At 58.9% G+C, this 23,139-nt stretch carries 19 protein-coding genes and 5 pseudogenes; 10 read left to right on the forward strand and 14 right to left on the reverse strand.

What is annotated here, in order from left to right; translation table 11 throughout:
- Positions 1 to 64 precede the first annotated feature (64 nt).
- Positions 65 to 525, reverse strand: a pseudogene (locus tag EN808_RS25425) (OB-fold nucleic acid binding domain-containing protein); the annotation flags it as partial.
- A 307-nt stretch (positions 526 to 832) separates the two neighbouring features.
- Positions 833 to 2,764, reverse strand: coding sequence for a potassium transporter Kup (locus EN808_RS25430; protein WP_126080677.1), 1,932 nt, complete (start codon positions 2,762 to 2,764; stop codon positions 833 to 835).
- Positions 2,765 to 3,739: 975 nt separating this feature from the next.
- Between EN808_RS25430 and EN808_RS25435 the strand changes: the two genes are divergently transcribed.
- From EN808_RS25435 to EN808_RS36435, 5 genes and pseudogenes are all read left to right on the forward strand, one after another.
- Entirely contained in the window at positions 3,740 to 4,018 is a 279-nt protein-coding gene (locus EN808_RS25435) for an AlpA family phage regulatory protein (protein WP_063169289.1), read from the forward strand.
- The gene (locus EN808_RS25440) at positions 4,015 to 4,647 is read left to right on the forward strand and encodes a hypothetical protein (RefSeq protein WP_063169290.1); all 633 of its coding nucleotides are present in this window, start codon (positions 4,015 to 4,017) and stop codon (positions 4,645 to 4,647) included. Before EN808_RS25435 ends, EN808_RS25440 begins: the two co-directional genes overlap by 4 nt.
- 702 nt (positions 4,648 to 5,349) lie before the next feature.
- Positions 5,350 to 8,883, forward strand: a complete 3,534-nt coding sequence (locus tag EN808_RS25445) for an autotransporter domain-containing protein (RefSeq protein ID WP_082826570.1) — start codon at positions 5,350 to 5,352, stop codon at positions 8,881 to 8,883.
- A gap of 243 nt (positions 8,884 to 9,126) precedes the next feature.
- Positions 9,127 to 9,810, forward strand: a pseudogene (locus tag EN808_RS37170) (integrase); the annotation flags it as partial.
- A gap of 116 nt (positions 9,811 to 9,926) precedes the next feature.
- On the forward strand, positions 9,927 to 10,163 hold the full coding sequence (locus EN808_RS36435) for a hypothetical protein (protein WP_063169293.1): 237 nt from the start codon (positions 9,927 to 9,929) through the stop codon (positions 10,161 to 10,163).
- 161 nt (positions 10,164 to 10,324) lie between these two features.
- Here the strand turns inward: EN808_RS36435 and EN808_RS25460 are convergent.
- Together EN808_RS25460 and EN808_RS25465 are read right to left on the reverse strand one after the other, a co-directional pair.
- Positions 10,325 to 10,525 (reverse strand): annotated as a pseudogene (locus tag EN808_RS25460) (SMC-Scp complex subunit ScpB); the annotation flags it as partial.
- Between the two features lie 93 nt (positions 10,526 to 10,618).
- Complete coding sequence (locus EN808_RS25465; protein WP_095769041.1) at positions 10,619 to 10,879, reverse strand: hypothetical protein; 261 nt, start codon at positions 10,877 to 10,879, stop codon at positions 10,619 to 10,621.
- Positions 10,880 to 11,096: 217 nt separating this feature from the next.
- Here EN808_RS25465 and EN808_RS25470 point away from each other — a divergent pair, with 217 nt between their 5' ends.
- Both EN808_RS25470 and EN808_RS25475 read left to right on the forward strand, forming a co-directional pair.
- Complete coding sequence (locus EN808_RS25470; RefSeq protein WP_126080676.1) at positions 11,097 to 13,259, forward strand: prolyl oligopeptidase family serine peptidase; 2,163 nt, start codon at positions 11,097 to 11,099, stop codon at positions 13,257 to 13,259.
- Positions 13,260 to 13,297: 38 nt separating this feature from the next.
- Positions 13,298 to 13,996: an OmpW family protein gene (locus tag EN808_RS25475; RefSeq protein WP_063169295.1), complete on the forward strand. Its 699-nt coding sequence runs from the start codon at positions 13,298 to 13,300 to the stop codon at positions 13,994 to 13,996.
- A 307-nt stretch (positions 13,997 to 14,303) separates the two neighbouring features.
- Here the strand turns inward: EN808_RS25475 and EN808_RS25480 are convergent, their stop codons facing one another.
- The 9 genes and pseudogenes from EN808_RS25480 to EN808_RS25515 all read right to left on the reverse strand — a co-directional run bounded on the left by EN808_RS25480 (position 14,304) and on the right by EN808_RS25515 (position 21,134).
- The gene (locus EN808_RS25480; protein WP_244514237.1) at positions 14,304 to 14,504 is read right to left on the reverse strand and encodes a hypothetical protein; all 201 of its coding nucleotides are present in this window, start codon (positions 14,502 to 14,504) and stop codon (positions 14,304 to 14,306) included.
- 144 nt (positions 14,505 to 14,648) lie between these two features.
- Positions 14,649 to 15,308 (reverse strand): hypothetical protein, encoded by a 660-nt coding sequence (locus EN808_RS37175; RefSeq protein ID WP_063169296.1) that lies wholly within the window; start codon positions 15,306 to 15,308, stop codon positions 14,649 to 14,651.
- Between the two features lie 101 nt (positions 15,309 to 15,409).
- Positions 15,410 to 16,065 (reverse strand): annotated as a pseudogene (locus EN808_RS25490) (IS630 family transposase); the annotation flags it as partial.
- 68 nt (positions 16,066 to 16,133) lie between these two features.
- A pseudogene (locus EN808_RS25495) lies at positions 16,134 to 16,368 on the reverse strand (aldehyde dehydrogenase family protein); the annotation flags it as partial.
- Positions 16,369 to 16,676: 308 nt separating this feature from the next.
- Entirely contained in the window at positions 16,677 to 16,925 is a 249-nt protein-coding gene (locus tag EN808_RS37670; protein WP_063169297.1) for an aminotransferase class III-fold pyridoxal phosphate-dependent enzyme, read from the reverse strand.
- Complete coding sequence (locus EN808_RS37675) at positions 16,886 to 17,113, reverse strand: aminotransferase class III-fold pyridoxal phosphate-dependent enzyme (protein WP_263485461.1); 228 nt, start codon at positions 17,111 to 17,113, stop codon at positions 16,886 to 16,888. The genes EN808_RS37670 and EN808_RS37675 overlap by 40 nt, the downstream gene beginning before the upstream one ends.
- 221 nt (positions 17,114 to 17,334) lie before the next feature.
- On the reverse strand, positions 17,335 to 19,317 hold the full coding sequence (locus EN808_RS25505; protein WP_063169298.1) for an argininosuccinate synthase-related protein: 1,983 nt from the start codon (positions 19,315 to 19,317) through the stop codon (positions 17,335 to 17,337).
- Positions 19,314 to 20,258 (reverse strand): DMT family transporter, encoded by a 945-nt coding sequence (locus tag EN808_RS25510; protein ID WP_082826572.1) that lies wholly within the window; start codon positions 20,256 to 20,258, stop codon positions 19,314 to 19,316. Before EN808_RS25510 ends, EN808_RS25505 begins: the two co-directional genes overlap by 4 nt.
- A gap of 657 nt (positions 20,259 to 20,915) precedes the next feature.
- Positions 20,916 to 21,134, reverse strand: coding sequence for a helix-turn-helix transcriptional regulator (locus EN808_RS25515; RefSeq protein WP_029354714.1), 219 nt, complete (start codon positions 21,132 to 21,134; stop codon positions 20,916 to 20,918).
- A 109-nt stretch (positions 21,135 to 21,243) separates the two neighbouring features.
- Here EN808_RS25515 and EN808_RS25520 point away from each other — a divergent pair, with 109 nt between their 5' ends.
- On the forward strand, positions 21,244 to 21,510 hold the full coding sequence (locus tag EN808_RS25520) for a DUF2285 domain-containing protein (protein ID WP_063169299.1): 267 nt from the start codon (positions 21,244 to 21,246) through the stop codon (positions 21,508 to 21,510).
- A 438-nt stretch (positions 21,511 to 21,948) separates the two neighbouring features.
- Here EN808_RS25520 and EN808_RS25525 read toward each other — a convergent pair whose 3' ends face one another.
- Positions 21,949 to 22,182, reverse strand: a complete 234-nt coding sequence (locus EN808_RS25525) for a helix-turn-helix transcriptional regulator (protein ID WP_082826573.1) — start codon at positions 22,180 to 22,182, stop codon at positions 21,949 to 21,951.
- A gap of 115 nt (positions 22,183 to 22,297) precedes the next feature.
- Between EN808_RS25525 and EN808_RS25530 the strand changes: the two genes are divergently transcribed.
- Both EN808_RS25530 and EN808_RS25535 read left to right on the forward strand, forming a co-directional pair.
- A complete protein-coding gene (locus EN808_RS25530; RefSeq protein ID WP_063169301.1) occupies positions 22,298 to 22,579 on the forward strand; it encodes a DUF2285 domain-containing protein in 282 nt (93 codons plus the stop codon).
- A gap of 438 nt (positions 22,580 to 23,017) precedes the next feature.
- Positions 23,018 to 23,139, forward strand: a 122-nt coding sequence (locus EN808_RS25535) for a leucine zipper domain-containing protein (protein WP_245474027.1), incomplete at its 3' end; no start/stop codon positions are given.

Genomic DNA, 23,139 nt, shown 5'->3' on the forward strand with positions numbered 1-23,139 from the left:
TCGGCAGTTAACAGGGTCCGACAAAAGTGTGCACAACATGCTGCTGAAGTGGCCTCCGGAAGCGCTACCGGAAGTTACGCGTCTTGAACTTGATAGGGTCGATATGGTCATACTGCATCGACGATGTCGCGCCCCTTCGGCATGCCGCGCGGATCGATGCCCGATCCGCCGTGATGAGCCTCGTCCCTCGGCCGTGCGGCAACGGAAACGGCGTCTTGCGGTTTCCCACGCTGGCCAGCCCGGCCGACAGATCGGTCAGCTCGTGGGCGACGAGGTGCACCACCTCCTCTTCCGTCGGATGCGTCCGCGGACGCCGAGCATGGCCGAAGCAAGAAGCACGCGCCGGAATTTCTCGAGAGATCTTGACCCAGACGACGACGTTTGCCGCACCCGTCTCATCCTCCAGAGGAACATGAAGCCTTTGGCCGAGCCCGGCCGCTGCCGGACCAGCACCAGGCCGGCGGCCTCGAGCCAGCTTCTGCCTCGCGCCTGCATAGCATCCTGACAGGTCACGGTGCGGCGCCGGTTAGGCGGCACGCCGATTTTGGCAACGCTAGCCTGTGAACTGAAGAATGAAGGTCGGACTTGCGGCACATCGATTAGGTTCAAATGATAAGTTGCTGCCCGGCGAGGTCGTTTCAGCGCATCTCGACTGGTGGGTCGGCAAGACAATGCGGAACGGAAATGATCGCAGGCGTAAAGGACGGCTTTCGGGGCCGGAAGCTTCAGGCCTGGAACCGGACCCCAGTTTGGCGCAAGCATCGTGGCCTCCGCCCGGTCAGGCATTCACCGGCTCGCGAAATGCCAATTGATTCTGCTTAACCGGGCATACCTAAACGGCCACTTGCGTTCCGATCTCGACCACACGTCCGGTCGGGATCTGGAAATACTCCGTCGCGTCGGCGGCCGTGCGCGCCAAGCCGATGAACAGCTTGTCCTGCCACACCGGCATGCCGGAGTTGGGTGACGCCTTGAGCGAGCGACGCGACAGGAAGAAGGACGTCGTCATGATGTCGAACTTCCAACCCTGCTTGCGGCAGATCGCCAGCGCACGCGGGATGTTAGGCTGTTCCATGTAGCCGAAGGTCAGTGTCACCCGCATGAACAGCTCATTGATCGTTTCCATCTTGATCCGCTCGCTGTCGGGCACCACGGGCTGCTGCGCCGTCACCACAGAGAGGATGACGTTCTGTTCGTGCAGCGCCTTGTAGTGCTTCAGGCTGTGCATCAACGCGGTCGGCGCACTGGCGGGATCGCTGGTCAGGAACACGGCCGTACCGGACACCAGCTGCGGTTTCTTCTTCAACAGATTGCCCGCAAGGAAATCGAGCGGAATCTGGTTCCTGCGCGTCTTGTCAAATAGATACCTGCTGCCTCTTATCCAAGTCCACATGGTCATCACGATCACTGCGGCAATGGCAAGCGAGGCCCAGCCGCCTTCGAATACCTTGACGATGTTAGCTGCAAAGAAGCCGGTATCGATGAAGACGAACACCGCCATTAAGGCTATCGCGACGCCGAGCGGCCATTTCCAGATGCGCGTCATCACAACAAAAAGCAGTATGTTCGTCACCAGCATATTGCCGGTCACCGAAATACCGTAGGCCGAGGCCAGCCGGCTGGATTCGCCGAAGCCGACCACCAGCAGCATCACCACCAGCGCCAGCATCAGGTTGATGCGCGGCAGATAGATCTGGCCCGACTGTTTTTCCGACGTGTGCTGGATGACGAAACGCGGCAGCATGTTGAGCTGTACCGCTTGCCTGGTCAGCGAAAAGGCGCCGGAGATCACCGCCTGGCAGGCGATCACGGTCGCCGCCGTGGCAAGCACGACCATCGGAATAAGCGTCCAGCCCTGGTTCATCTCGAAGAACGGATGACCGACAACGCCGCCATTTGCCAGCACGAAGGCGCCTTGCCCGACATAATTGAGCAACAGACAAGGGAACACGATCGCCAGCCAGGCGAGCACGATCGGCTTGCGGCCGAAATGGCCGAGGTCGGCGTAGAGCGCCTCGGCTCCGGTGACGGCGAGGAAGACTGCACCAACCGTAACGAAGGCGACGTCAGGCGAGTTGACCAGGAACGACACGATGTAATGCGGGCTGATTGCCAGCAGGATTTCCGGGTCGTCCATGATGTGGTTGAGCCCGGAAAGGCCGATGGCCAGGAACCACAGCGCGGTAACGGGTCCGAACACCAATCCTACGCCGCCGGTGCCAAACCGCTGTACCGCAAACACGATCGCCAGGATGGCCAGTGTCAGCGGCACCACATAGGGCTGGAACGTCGGCGTGACGACATTCATACCTTCGACCGCCGACAGTACCGAGATTGCCGGCGTAATGACGGCGTCGCCAAAAAAAAGCGCCGCGCCGACGATGCCGATGCCGATGCCGATGCCGAGGATCACCGCAGAGCAGGTCGGGAAACTGTTGCGCGCCAGCGCCATAAGCGACAGCACTCCGCCCTCGCCTCGATTGTCGGCGCGGAGCACGAACATGATGTATTTGATCGTCACGGTGATCGTCAGGGACCAGATGATCAGCGAGAGTACGCCGAGGATGTCGCCACGGCTGGCGACGTTGCCACCCGCTGATGCATGCAACGCCTCGCGAAATGCATAGATCGGGCTGGTGCCTATATCGCCATAAACGACACCTAGTGCGCCCGACATCAGCGCCTTGGTGCTGTGCTGCTCGACCTCAGAATGGCTCGATTGTTCGACAGGTTCTGCCTCGTTACCAGCATTGGTAAGGGCCATGGACGACACTCCGATAAGCGCGCGGTGCTCTACGCTTGCTGCACTGCAATATCAAGTTCCGTCACGTAATGTCTGCCGTCTCGCCTGTCGTTGCTCGCCTTGGTAGACTCGCCAGCCCGCAGCCCTACCGAGCAGCAATAGCGCCCCGGCAGAACCCTCAATCGCCCAGATCAATGAATGGTTATCGCCCACAGTGCCCCCCCGCGATGCGGCCGATGGCGACCAGGGTGTCGTGGGCGCACAAGGATGGCGCTTTCCTGATGACGCCGTGCTCCAGGTGTGATCGCACCGTTGCTGCGCAAGCCATTTACTTGCTCGTCCCAGCGAGGACCGTGGCCAACTGGAACGCAGGGCCACGCCGCTCACCGGCCGCACTTTGCGGCGCAGATAACGATTCGATCTCCGCGGCGAGATTCTGGTTGAAGAAGCCACCAAGCTTGTCGAAGGACACACGGTCGTAATATCGACATGCCAGTATCCGCAACCCAGAAAAGCTCCTTGGGCTCCGCTGCGCGCGCCACGAACAACCCGATCTTCTCTGCGAAGAGGACGCCGTAATCCTTCAGGTTGAAGCCAAACCGGGGGGCGGCCGTGACGTATGGGCGAAGGGCTAGGAGGCGGGTTCGGTGAGGAACGGCATTGATGTCCACGCCGTCTCCTGGAAAGACAGAGGAATGCGGTGTCACCGACTGGCGCCGGAGGTTGATCCGGTGATTAGGAGGAGCACTCGTTGTCGGATTCTCGACGATGTCGGACATCTGACACAACGCTGCCAGAGCGATCACGTTGTTCCGAAACGATTTTCCCAGTTGGCACGACAATTGCGGTCCTATGCGCAAAAGCACTGCGATGCCGCACCGACTGGAAGAACTCATCAATGATCACGCTTTTCGAACATGTGGGCGCCGCTACCAACACTAAGCGTTCCCGATCAAACGGAAGCCTCTATCCCTTCTTTCTGAAGGCTGTCCGGACATGAACGCATTTGATGTCCGTCCAACGCTGGATGCTCCCGACGACGATCTCTATCTTTGGCTTGAAGATGTGGAAGGCGAGCGGGCACTTGCCTGGGCCGCCGGCCAGTCGGCAAAGACCCTGAAGCACTTCAGTGGAACGCAGTTCGAGCGCGACCGCGCGACTCTGAAGGCAGGCCTGTTCCCTAAGCGGCGTCGCATCTCCCCCGGCCGAGTCGCATGGCTTGAATCCGATATCAGGGCTTGGATGGAAACTAGATCTGAGAGCCGCACCGCATGAATGTAGCCTCCCAATATCTTCTCCCGTCTGTGGCGCATCACGAAGCCGGGCACGCGGTGGCCGCCATCGTTTTGCACCGTCAGATGTTCGACGACGACCGTGAACTCCCTGCTTTCTCAAGTGTTAGTATTTACCCCGACGCCGGTGACGGAGAGTGCGGTGGTTTTGTCGAAGGCACGGTTTTCTATTCAGCGCAAGGATTCACCTCGGAGCTAAAGCCGATTTTCGAGAACGATATGGATCGACATTTCCAACGCGATGAAGCGATCCAAGAGATAGTTGCGTGTCTGGCAGGTCCTTTTGCAGAATCCGCATTCGAAGGCTATCTGGACCCGCGCGATATGGCGATGAATGCGTCCGATGGGAATGAGGGGAGCAGCGACTACGCGGATGCCAAGCGAATCTATGGTGAGTTGCGGTTCCTGATGCCGCGCCGCCCCCGTTGGAGGCGGATCGAAGATCGCACGGCCCGGCTAGTACTCGATCACTGGTCAGCCATCGAAGCATTGGCCGCGCATTTGCTGGTCAAGCATGATCTCCAATTCGATGAGGCTCTGACGATTGTTGCGCCGCATCTTCCGCCCATGCCAGCAGCTACGCCGCCAGAGCGTCATCCGCAGCCTGCTTGATCAGCCATTCGATGTGATTTGACCACATCTGCAACACCTCGCGCTTCTCCTTGACGTTGCTATAGAGATCGTAGATTTCGCCAATGTCTCCGGTGCGGGCTCACAGCCCGTCCATATAGCCGCCAGTCTGCTGCCTTCGAGTGGCCCATGTTGGCCGCGGCCAGGAAGTGGCGACGATTGAAAGGACAAAATCAGTTGCCGAAACTCATCGCAGGTGACGGTCTGGTGGCAATTTGGGCACATCTTGTGTCTCGTCGCCAGTAAACACGGATGCCCGGCAGGAGCTGAGCTCGCTGCCGGCGGAAATCGTAGAGCGCCAGCGACGCATTCTGATCTTTCGTCAGGCAGTCGACCGCCTTGGCATACGCCTCGGCCTCCATCTCGATCGACCTGAACCGGTATCTTGTGCGCCATCCGGACGATCTGGGAAAGCTTGGCCGGGCCGGCGCCTTCCCAGGCGCACGGGAAGCGCGACGACCCATGTGGACCTTGGATTTCACTCCGCACTTACGCTGCTTTGGCCTTGTCAGCAGCCTGAGCATAAAGCGTGCTCAGCTTTCAGGCCGAGCACTCATCCATTGTTGACAGCACCTGTCGTCATTCAGGATCGCCCCATTCTCGCAGGCCGCTTGCAGCTTTCAGGCTGTTGTCAGCCAGGGCCGCCATAAAGGGTCTCGTTAAACAATTCAGGAGGCCGTTCCAATGAACAATCAGTTTGCGAGACTTTTTCGAGGACCAGGTATGCAGGCTTGTTTCAGGACAAAGAACTTTCTGGCGGCAACCACCGCGATGACGACGGTATTCCTGCCGGCTGTGTCTCTCGGGGTGGGTCTGGTAGCATTTCCAACTGGAGAAGCGTTGGCCGACGACCCGATTTCGATCCCGCTGGAGTATGTCGGGGAAGGCCATGACCGCCTGGGCATCTGGGCCAAGATCAACAATGGCAACGCGCAGCGATACGTATTCGACACGGGCTCGGACCAGCTCAACACGCAGATCGGGTCAGAGGTGACCGGGGTCCGCCCGATTGCCGACACGCCTTACGTATATACGTACGGGGACGGAACGTATGGTAATAAGCTTCAGAACGTGGAAATTGATAAATTTACATATGTCGATCCAGATCAAAAGATAACAATCGACGGGCCGTCTGTAAGCGATAAGAAATACCGGGCTGCTCGCATTCTCGATTTTGTCTATACCCATGCGTATTGCAAGGACAACAATCTTAAGTGCACGCCGGGATCCGTGACGGATGGACTTAAAGATATGTATGGTCAGGATCTCCAAGAACCTTATCACGCCGATAAGGAGCAGCGGGCGAAAATGACCGCTGGCAAGATGGCAGACGAAGGCGGCGATTTCGCAGGTACATTCGGGGCCGGCGATTTTCTTGGCAAGACAAGTGTCTGGGGCATGATGGGCAGTGTCACCAGGTCTGGCTACGTGGTCTCCGCCAATGTGAATCCGGATTCCGAGAGCGACCAAACGCCTGGCTGTTCCCCCTGCACGATTGTCAACCTCAATCCAAGCCTCCGGGCCCAATATACTAATGCCATGCCATGGGGAGAACCCGAGGAAAAAGATCAGGATTCTTATCAGAATTTTCCTGGCTCTGGCGCCAATGCCTCGACCGAATACGAAGGCAGCTACAATCTGCAGTACACGGTTAAGGATGGAGCCCCACCAATCACCGACCCCAACAAGACCGCGGTATTGCTCGACACCGGCACACCGGGCGGTGGCAGTCTGGAGATCAGTGATGCGATGCTGAAGCAATTTCAGGATGCGGGCGTCAAACTTAAAAATGTTCGGAGAAATGAGCAACGCGAGATCGTAAGCGCATCGGGCAACATCCCGAGCGTTACAATCGCAGGAACGGATGGCGATCCGGTAAGGCTGGACAATATCGACTTCACCTACACCAGCGGCACGACGGAACAACCCAATGACCAGACCAGTTTTGTTGCCGGTCTTGACTTCTTCAAAAACAGATCGGTCATTTTCGATCTGGAGAAGAAGTATACCGCTTATACGTCACATTTCGTCACTGCCAGCAACTTCTCTACCGATTCATCCGCACCCGAAGGGACCGGTCTGAGCAGGATCACGACGAGCATGGGGAATGAGGGCGGGTTCGGCATAGCGGGTGTCGTCTCCGGCTCCGGATCGCTGACGCTTGATACAAAGACGGTGGTCCGGATGACGAATGTCAACACCTACACCGGCGAGACGAATATTGCTCAGGATGCCTATCTCTCGCTTGCGGGGCTCGGCAACATCCAACGGTCAGCGAAAGTCGTTGCAGACGGCACGTTCGATATCTCCGAACATGGAAATGGCAGCGACTATTGGGGAATCTCCGACGCCTACAACGATGCCCGTATTCGTAGCCTGAGTGGCAGCGGAACGGTCGAACTGGGCAAGCGTACCCTGGTGCTAACGGATTCGAACGACACGTTCGCCGGCAGCATCAACGACCTCGACGTTGATAACAATAATATGGGCGGCAAACTATTCGTTGCCGGTGGCGTGCAAACGCTGAGCGGAAAGAACAATTTTTCCGGCATGACGACGGTCGGTTCCGGCGCGGGATTGCTGCTTGCCGATACAGGTGTGCTTTCCCATGATGCGACCACGTCCGGCTTTCTCGGGAATGACGGGCAGATCGGGGGCACGGCTATCGCAAACAGCGGCGGTGTCGTCGCAGGCGGCGGCACCTACGGTGCGGTCACCATTTCCGAGGGCGGCACGGTCGCTCCTGGCAGTGCGACCGATCCGAGCAGGATCGTCACCACACTGACTGTCACGGGCGATTTCGCGCAGCAGTCCGGATCGATCTATCAGGTCGACCTCGCAAGGTCGTCCGATCTCATCGATGTTGGCGGAGCAGCGGCGATCGACAGCGGCGCGCAGATCGAGCTGCTGCGGCAGGGAACGCTATCGGTCGATGCCCGATATACTCTGCTCTCCGCAGCAGGCGGCGTAAGCGGCACCTATGGCGGGCTGACGGGGGCTCTGGCGACAGACGCGACGCCCTTCGTCGATTTCCAGCTCGTCTACGATGCCAACAATGTCTATCTCGATATCAGCCGCACATCGACGGCGTTTGCCGATGTAGCCAGCACCTTCAATCAACGCTCGGTCGCCGCAGCGGCTCAGGCGCTTGGAAGCGGTAATCCGATCCAGGACAACATCCTGTTCCTGACGGCGCCGGAAGCCCGCAACGCTTTCGATATGCTATCAGGCGAGGTTCATGCTTCCATTCATAGCGGCCTCATCGAGGACAGTCATTCTGTACGCGATGCCGCGAGCGAACGGATCCGTGCGGCGTTCGACGGCGTCGGTGCCTCCAGCGTTCCGGTGATGACTTATGGGCTGGGTGGTCTGGAACTGGCCCCGGCAACGAGTGAGAATTTCGCCGTATGGGGCCGTGGCTTCGGCGCCTGGGGTCATCTCGACAGCGACGGCAATGCCGCCGGTCTCGATCACTCGACAGGCGGCTTTCTGGCTGGCGGTGACGCGGCTGTCGGCGAAAGCTGGCGGCTCGGCCTCATCAGCGGCTACAGCCATACCTCCTTGGAGGCGGACGATCGCGCGTCGTCGGGCTCGAGCGAGAATTACCATCTCGGTCTTTTTGCCGGCACGCAGAACGGCAATCTCGGTTTTCGTTCCGGCCTTGCCTATACCTGGCACAGCATCGAGACCGGCAGGTCCGTGGTCTTTCCAGGCTTCGCCGACAGCCTTTCGGCCGATTACGACGCCGGCACGTTCCAGGCCTTTGGCGAGCTCGGCTACCGTATCAATACGGCTTCGGCTTCCTTCGAGCCCTACGCTAATCTCGCTTATGTGAATTTTGACGCCGATGGCTTCACCGAGAATGGCGGCGCAGCCGCCTTGTCGAGCGGGGATCGCTCGAGCGACACGGCGTTTACCACGCTAGGTCTGCGTGCGTCGACGGTACTGACCCTCGGCACCGTGACTGCTACCGCGCGCGGCGGTCTTGGCTGGCGCCACGCCTTCGGCGACGTCAGGCCGGATACCGCTCTTGCCTTTGCTGGCGGTTCCTCCTTCGCCATCAAGGGCGTGCCGATCGCAAAGAACGCAGCTCTGCTCGAAGCTGGGCTTGACGTAAACATCACCGAGAACGCGACGTTCGGCATCGCCTATCAGGGACAGATCGCCTCGGATGCCCAGACACACGGGTTCAGCGCCAAGCTCGGCGTCCGTTTCTAAATCACCCGCAAAAGAGATTGGTTATGAAGTCAGTGAGTGCATTTTCTTTTACCGTCGTTCTCGGCTCAGCGACGGTGATGTCTGTGTCCGCCGCGCGAACGGACGATGCCTGCTACAACAAGGCACAAAGCCTATGATGACGCAATGTTCAATCGACGACCTGAAGCCAGTCGATGGCGAGCTTGACAAGCTCTACAAGGAGATGGAGACCCGGCTCAAAGAGTCCCGGCGCATGTCCAGGAACTGGTCGAGACCGCGAGGGGCTACAACGCCACCTCGGAGAACACGCGCGACGCCTACCCCAAGGATTGGCGGCATTTTTCCTCCTGGTGCCGGCGCGCTGGCTTCGATCCCCTGCCTCCGGGCTCGAAGGTGATCAGGCTCAATATCAGCGCCTGTGCCTCGGGCACCGCCGCCGGCGATCCGAAGCGTGGCGCCCCTGCCCTTTAGTTTGCGACCATCGAGCGGCGGCTTTCCGGCCTCGCCTGGAACTTTACCCAGCGCGGCCGGCCGTTGGACCGCGCGGAGCGGCATATCTATAAGGTTCTTGCCGGCATTCGCCGCAAGCACGCAAAGCCACCGCGGCAGAAAGAGGCGGTCCTGGCGACGATCTGCTGGCGATGATCGCCACGCTCGGCCACGACCTCAGGGCCTGCGCGACCGCGCTATTTTGCTCCTGGGCTGTGGCGGCGGCCTGCGGCGCTCCGAGATCGTCGGTCTCGACGTCATGCGCGACGACAACAGCGATGGCGCCAGCTGGATCGAGATTTTTGACGGCAAGGGCTGCTGGTCACCCTGCGCGGCAAGACCGGCTGGCGCGAGGTCGAGGTCGGCCGCGGCTCCAGCGACCACACCTACCCCGTAGTCGCGCTCGAGAGCTGGATCCGCTTTGGCCGCATCGCACGTGGACCCCTGTTCCGCCGCATCTTGTCGATCAGGTCGATATAATACGAAAAAGCCGCCGCCATTCGGGACGGGCGTCGGCTATCATGTCCAGCCATTATGCGGCGAGCGGATAGCTTTCGCCGGACCAGGCAGAGAACTTGGCGGCAAAAGCCTTCATCTCGTCGACCGCGAATGTGGTGCGCGGTTGCGAACTCGACTTGCTGGGCGAGAGGGACCTCGCCGAGAAAGGCGCTGACATGAGCGGGATGCTGCTTGGCCAAATCGAGATCCGCAAAGCAATCGGCCAGCGCCGCGTCGTCCAGCTGTACGCTGCAGGGCGCGTTCACGTCGTCAAGACGGATGCCAAATGCTTGCTCATAATGGCCGCAAGGTAATCGTTTCGGGTCGGAGACACAAGTTGCCGCCTCCTTCGCCGTAGAGTGGCCCGATACAATCACGATCGATATTGCCACCTCTTATCGATAGTGATCGCATAGTTCCCTGATTCGACTCTCAACCGCTCATATCAAGCGATTACTTCCATGTATCTGCTGCGCTAGCCCGTCCTGGCCTTGGAGTGTCGCTCCTCACCTCCTCCACCACTCACCAGCCCGATGGGAGTATCGCCCGCCAGCAGCTTCTCCTTGCTGAGCAGCGCGGCAACCTCAATCGCCTCGAAATCGGGCAAATCCCGCAGTGTGTCGAGGCCGAAGTGCAACAGGAAGGTCTTGGTCGTGACGTAGGTGTAAGGCGTGCCAAATTCAGCGGGCAGGCAGACGTTGACCCACAACAATCAAGGGGACGGTGCAGGCCAAGATTGCGGCAGGGCTTGGGCCCCCCACCCTTCTCCTCAGAACTCCGCTGCTTCCAGCTGGCGGCTGAAACTCACAGGCGCAGCCAGCTTGGTCTCTAACAGCATCGATCGCATCATGGTGTCTGCCATGAATCCGTGTGCGTGAAGCGCTCCAGAGCGAAGATGTTGGGCGTCAACCAGGTTCACTCCAATGAGCTTCACTTCTCGAGTTCTGCACAGTGTCCACGACTGGCGCCGGAGGTTGATCCGGTGATTAGGAGGAGCACTCGTTGTCGGATTCTCGACGATGTCGGACATGTGACACAACGCTTCCAGAGCGATCGCATTGTTCCGAAACGATTTTCCCAGTTGGCACGAAGGTTGCGGCCCTATGCGCAAAAGCACTGCGATGCCGCACCGACTGGAAGAACTCATCAATGATCACGCTTTTCGAACATGTGGGCGCCGCTACCGACACTGAGCGTTCCCGAGCCGACGGAAGCCTCTATCCCTTCTTTCTGAAGGCTGTCCGGACATGAACGCATTTGATGTCCGTCCAACGCTTGATGCTCCCGACGACGATCCCTATGTCTGGCTTGAAGATGTAGAGGGCGAGCGGGCACTTGCCTGGGCCGCCGGCCAATCGGCAAGGACTCTGAAGCACTTCGGTGGAACGCAGTTCGAGCGCGACCGCGCGGCTCTGACAGCCATTTTCGACAATCGCGACAATCTTCCCCTGATCGCGCGCCGTAGTCAGTACCTCTACAATTACTGGCGAGATGACGGTAATCCACGCGGACTGTGGCGCCGGACCACCCTTGCCGCCTACATGAAGGCGGATCCCCAATGGGAGCTACTGCTCGATCTGGATGCTCTCGCGGCTAGCGACGGAGAGGACTGGATCTGGGACGGCGCGTCCATCGAGCCGGAGAGACGGGAAAGAGCCGTTCTGCGCCTGTCGCGCGGCGGCAGCGACGCGGTCGTGCATCGCGAATTCGACCTGATTTCTCTGAGCTTTGTCGCCGACGGCTTCAACCTCCCCGAGGCCAAAGGCTACGTTAATTGGCTGGACCCTGACACGCTTCTGCTTTCCAGTGCGCTTGGTAATGGCATGGCCACCCGCTCCGGCTATGCGCGCACAGTTCGACTGTGGAAGCGTGACGCGGATCCCCTCACCACGCCGGCAATCTTCGAGGCCGGGTTCGAAAGCTTCCAAGTGTCTGGTCATTCGGACCGCACCGGCCGCAGCGAGCGCCTTTGGTTCATCGAGCAGCCGGCCTTCTTCGAGAAGATCAGCTGGATCGGCGATAGGAGCGGGCCGAGGAGGCAGATCGATCTTCCTCGCGACGCGTCGTGGCGGGTCTTCGGCGACTGGCTGGCGGTAAGGCCGCGCAAGCCCTGGACGGTGGGAGGCACCACCCATCCCGCCGACGCGCTGATCGTCATCTCGCTTTCCACTTTCCTCGCCGGCGGACGCCTTTTTGAGACCCTGTTTCAACCAGGGGAAAGGCGCTCCATGCAGTCATTCTTCTGGAATGACGGGAAGCTCATTATCTCTTACCTCGTCAATCTCGCACCGCGTTTCGAGATGTTCACTCCCGGCCACCAGGAATGGACGCGCCGAGTCCTGAACACCCTGCCCGCCGAAGGTACTGTCGACGTCTGGTCATTCGATGCGGCAGTTCACGAGACCAATGGAGAGGTCCTGATCTGTGCTCAGGATCCGATCACGCCGCCGCAGCTCTTGCTGTTCGATCTGAATGCCGCGCCGTCTCTCAGCGCTTCAGCAATCCTGAAGCGCAGCCCGGAGAATTTCGATGCATCCGGACTGGTGGTCACGCGCCACGAGGCAGTCTCTATCGATCATGAGCTGATCCCCTATACGCAGGTTGGTCCGGCGAACGGGAACGGAGATGCTCCGATTCACCTTTCCGCTTATGGCGGGTTCGGCGTATCATTCCTGCCCTACTACAACTCCCCGCTGGGCAAGCTGTGGCTCGAGCGCGGCGGCACGTGTGTCGAGGCGAACATCCGCGGCGGCGGCGAGTTCGGCACCCGCTGGCACGAAGCCGGGCGCAGGGAGGGCAAGCGTCTCGCCCACGACGATTTCGCCGCCGTTGCCTCCGACCTCGTGCGAAGGGGCATCACCCTGCCGAGGCGGATTGCCGCCGAGGGTGGCTCAAATGGCGGCCTGCTGATCGCAAACATGCTGACCCGCTATCCTGAGCATTTCGGGGCTCTGTTCTGCACAGCACCGCTTATCGACATGCGTCGCTACACCAAGCTCTTGGCGGGCGCGAGCTGGATCGACGAATATGGCGATCCGGACAAGGTTCACGATTGGGCTTTCCTGAAGGAAATCTCCGCCTATCACGCCGCAGCGCCGGGACAGCCCTATCCGCCTATCCTGATCGCCACCACGAAACGCGACGACCGCGTCCATCCGGGCCATGCGCGCAAGATGGCCGCAAAACTGCAGGCTCTTGGCTATCCCGCTTACTTCTACGAGGCCAGCGCAGGCGGGCACGGCTGCGGCGAGGACAATCGGGAGCAAGCCGCATTCATCAGTCTAGGCACCAATTTTCTCCGCAGCGCAATCGGCTTCAACGATCACCCTCCGGAGACGGCGGAACGCGTTGCAACGCAAGAGGGGCATTTGAGGTCCATCAACAATTCATTCGAGCAGGAGACGAAATAGTGCAGTGCATCCTTTCTGAACATCAAGGAGTGAATCTCATGGCGAGAACGCGAATGGGCGTAGCGCGGGCAACAGCAGCGGCGGTGGCCCTGATCATGGTGGGACAGCAGGCCGTCGCCGCGGAGCCTGCGCAAGCAGAGACCGTCCTGGCGGAGACGGGAGCCTCGGTCACCGAAGCGCCAATCCCTTGGCAGGTCCGCCTGCGGGCGTTGGGCGTCGTTACGAAAGATCTGGGCTACGTTGATACGCTTCCCGGCTCCGGTCTTTCGTATTCGGACACGGTGACGCCGGAACTCGATATCTCGTATTTCTTCACCGACAACATCGCCGCCGAACTCATACTCGGTACCACTTATGCCAACATCGCGGGCCAAGGGACGATCGGAGGGTTGGGCAACATCGGCAAAGTTTGGCTGCTGCCGCCGACACTCACGTTGCAGTACCATTTTACCGATCTCGGCGCGTTCAAGCCTTATGTCGGCGCCGGCGTGAACTACACGATCTTCTACAACCAGGACACTGGCAGCGCTGATGCTCTCAAGGTGAAGAACACGTTCGGCACGGCGCTGCAGGTCGGATTCGACTACATGGTGGACCAGCACTGGGGCCTCAACTTCGACGTGAAGAAGCTTTTCCTGAAGCCGGACTTCGACGTCACGGTGACCGGCGCGAAGCTGACGGGGAAGGCGGAGCTCGATCCCTGGCTGATAGGCGCAGGTGTCACCTACCGCTTTTGAATATCAGAGTGAAGTCTGCTTCCCGACTGCCGGTTTAAATGAAGGGCGCCTCGCGCGCCCTTTTTTACGGTCGACACTGCAGCGCAAGACCTCATGAAGCTATTGTCGGGCGGGGTTCTCTTCCGGCGGACCAAGAAGATGCACTGGCCAACCGGCCTTGCGCCTGAGGTGGAGTGCTTAGAAGCGCTTTGGATCGGGACGGGCTTTGGTATTGTGGGTGGAATGCTTCAGCCAGACCATTTGCCAGCATCGTCTCCCGGACGTCATGTGTGAGCTTCTTTGTCAGCGCAAGGCGAACACGGATCTCCTAGCAGGCCGTTGAAGAAGTGTCCCGTTTGGCCTTGAGGATTGCCTCGTCGCCGTTGTGATAGAAGGTGATGTCGATGGAGCCGTCGTCGAGCAGTTCAGCATGGCCGTCGCCTGTGACCTCGTCCATTTCGTCGAATCCGACCCATGTGAAGAAGACCGTCGACGGGCCGTAGCCGAGTTCGAGGGTTAGATGAGCCAAACGCCAGTGGGGCGTCCTGGGGACGACGCGCGCGAGATTCTGGTCGTGGTGGCCAGCCCAATACGATGTGAGAAGTTGCTGCCGGTGCGGGTACCGGAGGTCGCCGATAGTGACAGCCGATGTTCGACAGCGGCAAGGACATGCTCAGCCGTCAACGCGCCGAGGGCTTGGCCGGGAATGGTGGTGATGGAACCAATCCAGAAAGCGGCGGCTGCCCAGGAGAACGCCTTCGCGGGACTTTGACTCCAGTCCGCACACCCTGCTCAGATAGTCCGAAAAAGAGGTCAGAAGCGGAGCATCCGGATTATTATCTACACTGGGAACAGAAGCATGGAAGCGTTCTGGAGCCACTCGCCGCGCGTTTACCAGTGCCGACACTGCTCCAAGCTGACTATCTGCCATGACCACCTGCCGAACGTAGTCCGTTGATGCCACCGGTACCCTTCGCGGTCTGCTCCAGCGGGAAGATCGGGTCTGATCGACCCTGCTGACCTGTGCGGCGGCCTCTCTCGCTAGGGCGTCCCCCTTCCTGTCGTCCTCCTCCGCCGCTTTCGGCTGCTTTCGGCCCGCCGCCCTCGCCAAGGCGTCGTAGTCGGTAAGCGCGTCCTCCGTCTCCTTTAGGGGCTTCATCGCGTGACTAGAGTTTAGCGCGTGTTTGTAGGCGGCGGACCGAATGGTCGTCGAAATGCCACTCAGCGCCACCGCAAGATGCCCTAGGGCTTCCGCCTCATGATCTGACAGCGGCACGTCACGATTAGAGCCGATTGCCCTGCCTTCTTCCAGTTTCACAATGTTTGTAGTCATTTCCTGCTCCATCGCGTTGACTGAGATACGATGGAGACGGAAGTGGAGAACAAATTTTTACAAGCAACTAAGATGATATTCTCGTCAACGGGACAATAGTGGACGTTGAGGGCGGCGAACAGGGTGGTGGTGCCGTTGCGCTTGTAGTCGTGCCTCATCGTACCGAGCCGCCCCTTCTTCATCGGCAGGCCGGGTGGGTGCGGTCGAGCGCCGGATCTGGCTCTTTTCATCGACCGACAGAACGATGGCATGGGCCGGCGCATCGAGATAGAGGCCGACGACGGCGCGCAACTTGTCGACGAACTTCGGATCATTGGAGAGCTTGAACCTGGCGCCAGCGGTGGGGTGCGAGACCATGCGCCTTCCAGATGCGCCTGACGGCGCTGGCGCTGATTGCGGCGGCTTGCGCCATCATGTCGGCGGTCCAGTGGGTCCTCTCGCCCGGCGGATCGGCAAGCGTCAGTGCCACGACGCGCTCGCCGACATCGGGACCGAGCGGCGGAATGCGCCACTGTCGCGTCTTGTCGCGCAGCAGCCCGTCACAGCCTTCCGCGGCAAAGCGCTCCTGCCAGCGCCAGACGTCGGTCTTCGACTTGCCGATGCGGCGCATGACCTCGCCGGTGCCGACGCCGTCGGCGGGCAAAAGCACTATCTCGGCGCGCCAGACATGCTTTTGCGGGGCGTTGCGATCCCTGATCAGCGCCGTCAGACGGACGCGATCGGCCGACGAAACGGTGAACGATCTTCCTGTGCGCATGCGCCAGACTCGCACGCGCAGGCCAGAAAGGGAATCTCTGATTGGACTCCTATGTCAGGCGGGAACCACTAGACGCCGAGACCGCCGATGCAGACATGTTTGGTGTCGAGATAATCCACGATGCCCTGGAGGCCGCCTTCCTTGCCGAGGCCCGATTCCTTGACGCCGCGGAACGGCACCTCCGGCGTGGTGATCAGGCCTTCATTGACGCCGGTACTTCAGTCCTTCCATCACGCGGAAGGCGCGACCGAGATCGCCGGTGTAGAAGTAGGCCGCGAGGCCGAACTCGGTGTCGTTGGCGAGCGGCGTGCCCGACCTGAGACATGGGTGACGTTTTGTACCGGACACGGATGAAGTGCACCCCTCGGGTGAGCGTTTGCTCGATAATATCCACTGAAGTGAAGCAGTCGGTCTTAATGCTGGAACTCATGCCACCCGACCGACCCGGGAATTCGCAGCAGCGGCGCCGTCGAGTGCAGAACGAATGCCGTCAACCAAGGGGTCGATCTCGCTTTCGGTGATTATATAGGGCGGACAGATTCCAAGCACGTCTCCCATATTGCGGATCATGACGCCGTGCTCGCGGCACCGCCGCTCGACATCGCCGATCCTCAGCTCGGGCGCGAAGACGCGACGGGCGCACGATCCTCGACGATCTGAACCCCCGCGATGAAGCCGCGGCCGCGGGCTTCACCGACAAGCGGATGGTCGCCGAGCGCGTCCGCGAGGGCTCCATGCAAGTGATCGCCGAGACGACGCGCCTGGGTCACGAAATCGATCTCGCTGTAGATCCTGATCGCCTCGGCGGCGACGGCCGCTATCACCGGATGACCGGAGTAGGTGAAACCGTGACCGAACACGCCGACCTTGTGGGCCTCGTCAGCGGCGCATTGATAAATCTTGTCGAGATAATGACGCCGCCAATGGGCAGGTGACCGGATGAAAGCCCCCCGGCGATCGAGAGCATGTCCGGTTCCATCCCAAATGTCTGGCTACCAAACCAGTTCCCGGTGCCTCCGAAGCCGCAGACCACCTCGTCGGACAGCATGAGGATAATTTCTCACTTTCTTGCGAAGATCGGGGGTGTCCACGGTCATTCGTATTACGCGAGATCCGCGAGGCCAAAAACCATCATACCAGAGAGGCGAAACTGCTATCTAGGTGTTTAGATGCAAGAAATTAATCCTGCATTGTTCCCGCACCAGGAACACCCGAGAGGATACCAAGCAGTATTGAACCTTGTTGAAAATGCTCTCGGCGCGCTGGGCGTTATAATTTCTCGAAGGCGATCACAAGGACGTCGCGATAAGCGTACGGCATTTTCAGGTTTTCGGCCACAATCGACGATACATCGTGAAAGGTTTCGCGGTCGTTGCAGATCACAAAATCATTCGGGGAGTTCATTTCGACCTCGCCGAGGAACTCCTTTGAGGCGTCGGTGATCATGCTCATGCCGCCGGTGACGTTGACCCGCCCAATCATATAGCAAGCAATGAAGTCCACCCCGTCCTGGTGAAGGCCCTCGGGTGCCGGTTTGCCATTTACACCATCGCGCGCGACAATCCGGTAGGGATGGATCTTGATATTCCAACGATCATGTCGGGCGGCTTCACATAGAATTCTGCAGAAACCTGTCAGAATCTTTTCTAAGACGGGATGGTCTATAAAGGAGTTTTCAAGGGGCTCGAAGTGGCGCTTGAAGCCGCCATTCAGATGATTGACACTTTTTGATTGTTCGTAGGGGGCGTGGGGTAGGAGCCTAAAGATTCCGTCAGTCGCGTCATATTCAAAAGCGCTATAGCGCCGGTAACGATATGTTCCGCCGTCACGCATGTATTCATCGAGAAGAAGTCGATTCCAATGGTCAGCAAAGTTCTTCCAGGCTGCATCAATTTCGATGCCAAAGCAGGCTTCGGCGCGCTCGCCTTTTGAAAACCACCATCCATTTGTCACCAGACCGTCAGTGCATTGTTGACTGAGGTTGGCCGGCGCCTGGGGTGCGTTGTTTTCCACGGGTGTCTCCCTTTTGGTGACTTGGCGAGGACGGAACGCTTTGGACAACGCTATGTGGGTTGCGGCTTGGTATTCCCAAAGGTCGCGGTCCCTAATGTATCTCGGCGTCCTGGCTCGGATCGACCGAGGTAAAAAGCGTGTGTGATCGACTATGTAGCTGACGCTCCCGCTAACGCCCTCGAGGGCGGATGCAATGGCCCGTTCGCACATCTGGTGAATAGTACTGCCCCATGCACCTGAAACCGCCTCTTGGGACCAGGCTTGCTCAAGCCCTTGCTTCAAAACGATTGATGCCACGTCAAGAGAAGCGGTTTCGAGGTGACGCAGCGCGTCGAAGATAATGGCCGCGGCAGGGGCCTCGCGGACTTCGAGAACCTTTTGGCCGGTTGTGATGTGTTCAAGCCCGACAAAGCGGCCGTGCCCGAATTTGCCGACCGTGTTATTCAGGAACGGGATTGCGTCGACCAATGCAACATCACGGTCATCAATTGACACGAGACTTCCGTCTGCAAACCCGAGTTTGATCTCTACCGGCTGCTCTGCGGGAATGTGGCGCGTCCAAGCAAATGCCTCCTCGGGGATGGAAAAGTTCTCGGGATCTTCCAAAGGCCCCGACTCGAATTCCCGACACCAGAGGTTTTCGTCCGCGCTCCACGTGCGGTCCGCCACAAAAGTCGCTCCACACTTGGACAGGTCGGAGGTCTTCTGTTGTCGGGATATCACAGAGCATTCATACGGACTGCCGAAGTTGCCGGAAAATCCTGAGCGCTTAATGCTATTGTTAAGGCGCGGAAGACTGTTTTGAGAAAGGTTTGCTGTATGAAGAACCAGCCGTGAGTTGATTGACCTAGCATGATTAACAACCAAAGATGCGATTATGGGACGGCTCAACGAACTGCTCAACGGATAGATGCCAAGGTACTTGGCGTGGGCTCGAATGGCTGATTTCACGCCTTGTTCGACAAAGGCATCCCGCCCTTCGAGGCAGACAAAGCGCGCGCCGAACATGGCTGCCGTCCGTTCCAACAAAGGCTGATCGATGCGCGTTCCGACATCCGCTGCGACAGCTTCAATGTTCGCAAAGCCAAGGCTTTGCAGCTTGTAGAGAAGATAGGTGCTGTCGAGACCGCCGCTGAACATGGTTGCAACTGGTGCGGTTCGGTCCGGAAAAGCCTCCAGATCTTCAAAACTCGAAATGCCGCCGATGGCGGGTTTGGTGGAAGCCAAGATGGGGTTCATTTGGATGTCCTGCTCTCAAACCAGATGCCAGCAAACGTCGCAGCGAGGACGAGGCCTGCGCCTATCAAGCTCGGTACTGTCAAAGGCTCATTCAGAAGAAGGTGCGCTAGAACGAAACCAAAAAAAGGTTCTGTTCCCATCAAGAAGCCAACCCGTGTCGGTGTGGATTTTCTCACTGCGGCATTTTGAATGTAGAATGCAGCGAGGGTGCAGAAGAGTGCAAGGAAGGCAACAGCGCCCCAAAACTGAAGGGTGGCCCTCACAACAAGGCCTGAAATTCCGAACTGAGCGACGGCCAAAACGAAAGTAAGTGTTGCCACCGTCGATCCTTGGATGGCCGTCAGGGCTGCAGATGAAATCTGCCGGCCGGCCAGAAGGCGTTTGGTGGAAACGACCATAACCGCTCGCAGAATCGCGGCCCCCAAGACAAGCGCGTCACCCGGGCTGAACCTGCTGATCCCGCCAGTGAGAATGCCGACACCGATGCACGCTATGGCAGCACTTGCCAAAATGCCCGTAGGTGGAAGTCGCCGTGATAGCCCATAGTCGATGCTCGGCGTGAAAATCACACAAAGCGATATGATCAAGGCCGTGTTCATTGCGCTTGTCGATGCAACGCCGTAAGTTTCAGCAATAAAGATGCAAAAAAGTATTGTTCCCAATGCGAAGCCGCGGATGAAATCGCCCCAGGAGACCAATGCGATCTCATGTCTTGCAGCCACTGCCGTAATGATCGTAGTAATCAGGAAGCGATAAAGAACAAGTATCGAAACCGGCGCGTAGAACAGTGCGCCTTTCCCGACCGGATAGCTCGCCCCCCAAACGAATGCGACTCCCAGCAAGGCTAGATCCACCGAGAAAGATGGCGTCCGTGTTTTCCTGACAGGTATTGGAGAACTTTCGAAAACGTCCACCTTCAAAGTTTCCTTTGTGTTAGCCATCCACCCCTGCTGCGAGGGTCAAACAGATCAGGTCGTTCAGCCTCTTGGGCGATCCGTGCCGCGGCGTACTTGTTTTTGGTAACGCAAGTGCCGTGCCGATTCGGAAAACCATTGCTAGACAACAACCTGGTCGCCTTGATAGTTCGGCGGTTCATGTCCATTGTTGTCAGAATGCCGACAATGACTTCAACTGCAGGGATCCTACCGGCAGGGCCTCAAGGCGAACACGCGGCTCCAAGATGCCGACACGATGGCTGGTTCAGCCATGCTTCGACAGTTGCCTGTTTTTTCAGTTCCTTTGCTGTTCGTGCGCTAACCGCAACGCTCCATACTAGTCTCGCGTGGCTGTCCCCGTGGGGTGGGCGGCAGAAAGCGATTAGGCCCGCTGAAAGAGGCGAACCGCATCCGAAGGATCGTAACCAAGAGAAGGACCTGAAGCGAGAGCGAAGGTTGCGGGAGGCCGCGGCGGGCCTAAAAGGCAATGCCGACCGCCCCAGGAAAGGCTGACAAAAACCGCAGCGGCCGACTGTCCAATAGGGTGCGCCGGGCCAGGGCGAGCCAAATGGCAGGGGCTGCCGGGGGACCCTAAGAAAAGCCTGGGTTCACGAGCACCCGGCGCGCGCCATCAGGCGGCCAGCTACTTGGAGGGCGGGTGTATCATGCCTGTTTGTCGGGCCGAACCAGATCCATGTGGCTGACGCCGAGGGCCAATGCCAGTTCATAGATCGTGATAATTGTCGGATTTCTTCGGCCTTTCTCCAAGCCGCTGATGTACTGCTGACTGAACCCGGAAATCTCCGCAAGCTGCTCCTGCGTCAGGCGCTTCCTTTGCCTGATCCTCTGCACATTCCGTCCGACCAACTTGCGCATATCCATGCACGCAAGCCAGCGGATCAGGCGGCTTGAGTTTATCAACTATAATATGTAATCCACATTTAGCAGGCACAGGGCTTCGCGGGTCCATTGGCCGGAGATAGAATTAGCGATGTTGCAGCCCAGATCGAACACGCCGTTCGCCGACGAGGTCCCCTGGTCGGACCGCATTACAGCCTACGACAAGGACCACTTTACAACCTATATGAGGCTCCTGGACGCCTCGGCCGACAACGCCACTGAAGAGGAAATGGCCAAAGTGATCCTCGGCATTGATCCGGCACGCGAACCTGAGCGCGCACGCAACGTTCTTCGCAGTCATCTCGACCGTGCAAACTGGGTGGTGACGAGCGGCTACAAGGATTTGTTCGCCAGTTGACGAAATGGGCGGTGCGGTCGCTTCGCTTCAAGCAACGAAGTCGCGCAACCGCCATGCATCGACGTATCACCACAGCGCGGATGGCCCAGCGCTTCGCTGTCTCATCATTTTGTCCTCCGCTCGCCAATGGCTGCTTCCCAGGAATGGGTGCGGCGGCGAATCATGACAGGAACGGGTCCGCCGTCTGAGCCGCACCGCATCCGAAGGGCCGGATGGACAACCTACTGAAAGCTCACAGCTGGCTAAGGGTTGCGGGACGCCGCGGCGGGCCTAGAAGGATGCGGCGCCACCTGCTGAGAAAGGCACAAAACAGAGCGAATTGCGAGAGTCTAACGACGCGCTAGGAGGCGCAGCGGAATGGTCGAGACGCCAGAGCCAAGAAAAGCGGGGCTCGACCCACCGGCACACGGCACGCGCGGTGATGGGCGCGGGCGCCCACTACGTGCGCAGGCTCAACAGAATCTCACACGGATCAGCATCGAGGGCCGCAGTTACGTCGAGAAACTCAATGACATCGAGACGCCGTTCGCCACCCTCATATTTCGCCACGAAAGATTGCGGACGACCAAGCTTCTCAGCCACCTGCGCCTGCGTCAGCCCTTTGACATTGCGCAGTGAGATCAACTGGGCCAGAAACCGCTGGTGGCGGGGAGATCGAAGAGATTTGGGCATTTAGGTGAACCGGCAGGTAGAGACCGGCTCAGCGACTAATCCCCGTTTCGGATTATCCCATTTTGGGATATTCTGCCTTGGATCCAGCGATCAACATGCGAGGTTCGCGGCAGACATGAATCAATCAACGGGAACAGATAGGACTCAAAGCTCAACACTGCTCGACGAAGTCCCTTGGTCTGACCGTCTTACCGCCTACGACAGGGCGCACTTTACCATCTATATGAGGCTCCTGGACGCCTCAGCCGATGAGGCGCCCGAAGAGGAAATGGCCCAACTGATCCTCGGCATTGATCCGGCACTTGAACCGGAGCGCGCCAGGAAGGCGCTTCGTAGTCATCTCGACCGTGCGAACTGGATGGTGACGAGCGGCTACAAGGAATTGTTCGCCAGCTGACAAATTCGCAGTGCTCGGTCATAGAAGCGTTCCTGTGCCATTGGTCAGGCTGATCGGGGCCTGCACCACAGACGCGCCGGCAAAATGGACCCGGTGGCGAGCACAATTCAGTTCCCAGGAAATCGGGGTTTGGCAACTGTCCGAGCGTCTGACGTGATAGAAGGTTCCGCTCTGTCTGGATGGGTATTAGCCCGGAGCAGCACTCCATATCGTACCGGCGCTCGACGAAGGGTCCACCTCTTCGCTTTCAAGCCGCATAACCGATAGCCATCGCCCTAAGTCAAGGGTTAGAGATTACCGGCAGGCAGGTATGCAAGCGGGCCATCCTCGGAAACTATATAACCGCACGACTAGCTGTGAGCTTTCGGGAGGTTGTCCATTCGGACCGGACCGGGGAGACTGGAGTTACCAAGCTTCAGCACTCACCGGAGGGTCCGAATGAACATCCATAAGAATGCCCGTCTCACACCGCTGCGTCGAGAGGAGATGGCGCTGTCGGTGATAGAAGGCGCTTTCTCCAAAGCCCATGCGGCGCGTGTCTACGGCGTGTCGGCCAAGAT

It is taken from the genome of Mesorhizobium sp. M8A.F.Ca.ET.165.01.1.1, from assembly GCF_004792065.1.
Classification (GTDB): domain Bacteria; phylum Pseudomonadota; class Alphaproteobacteria; order Rhizobiales; family Rhizobiaceae; genus Mesorhizobium.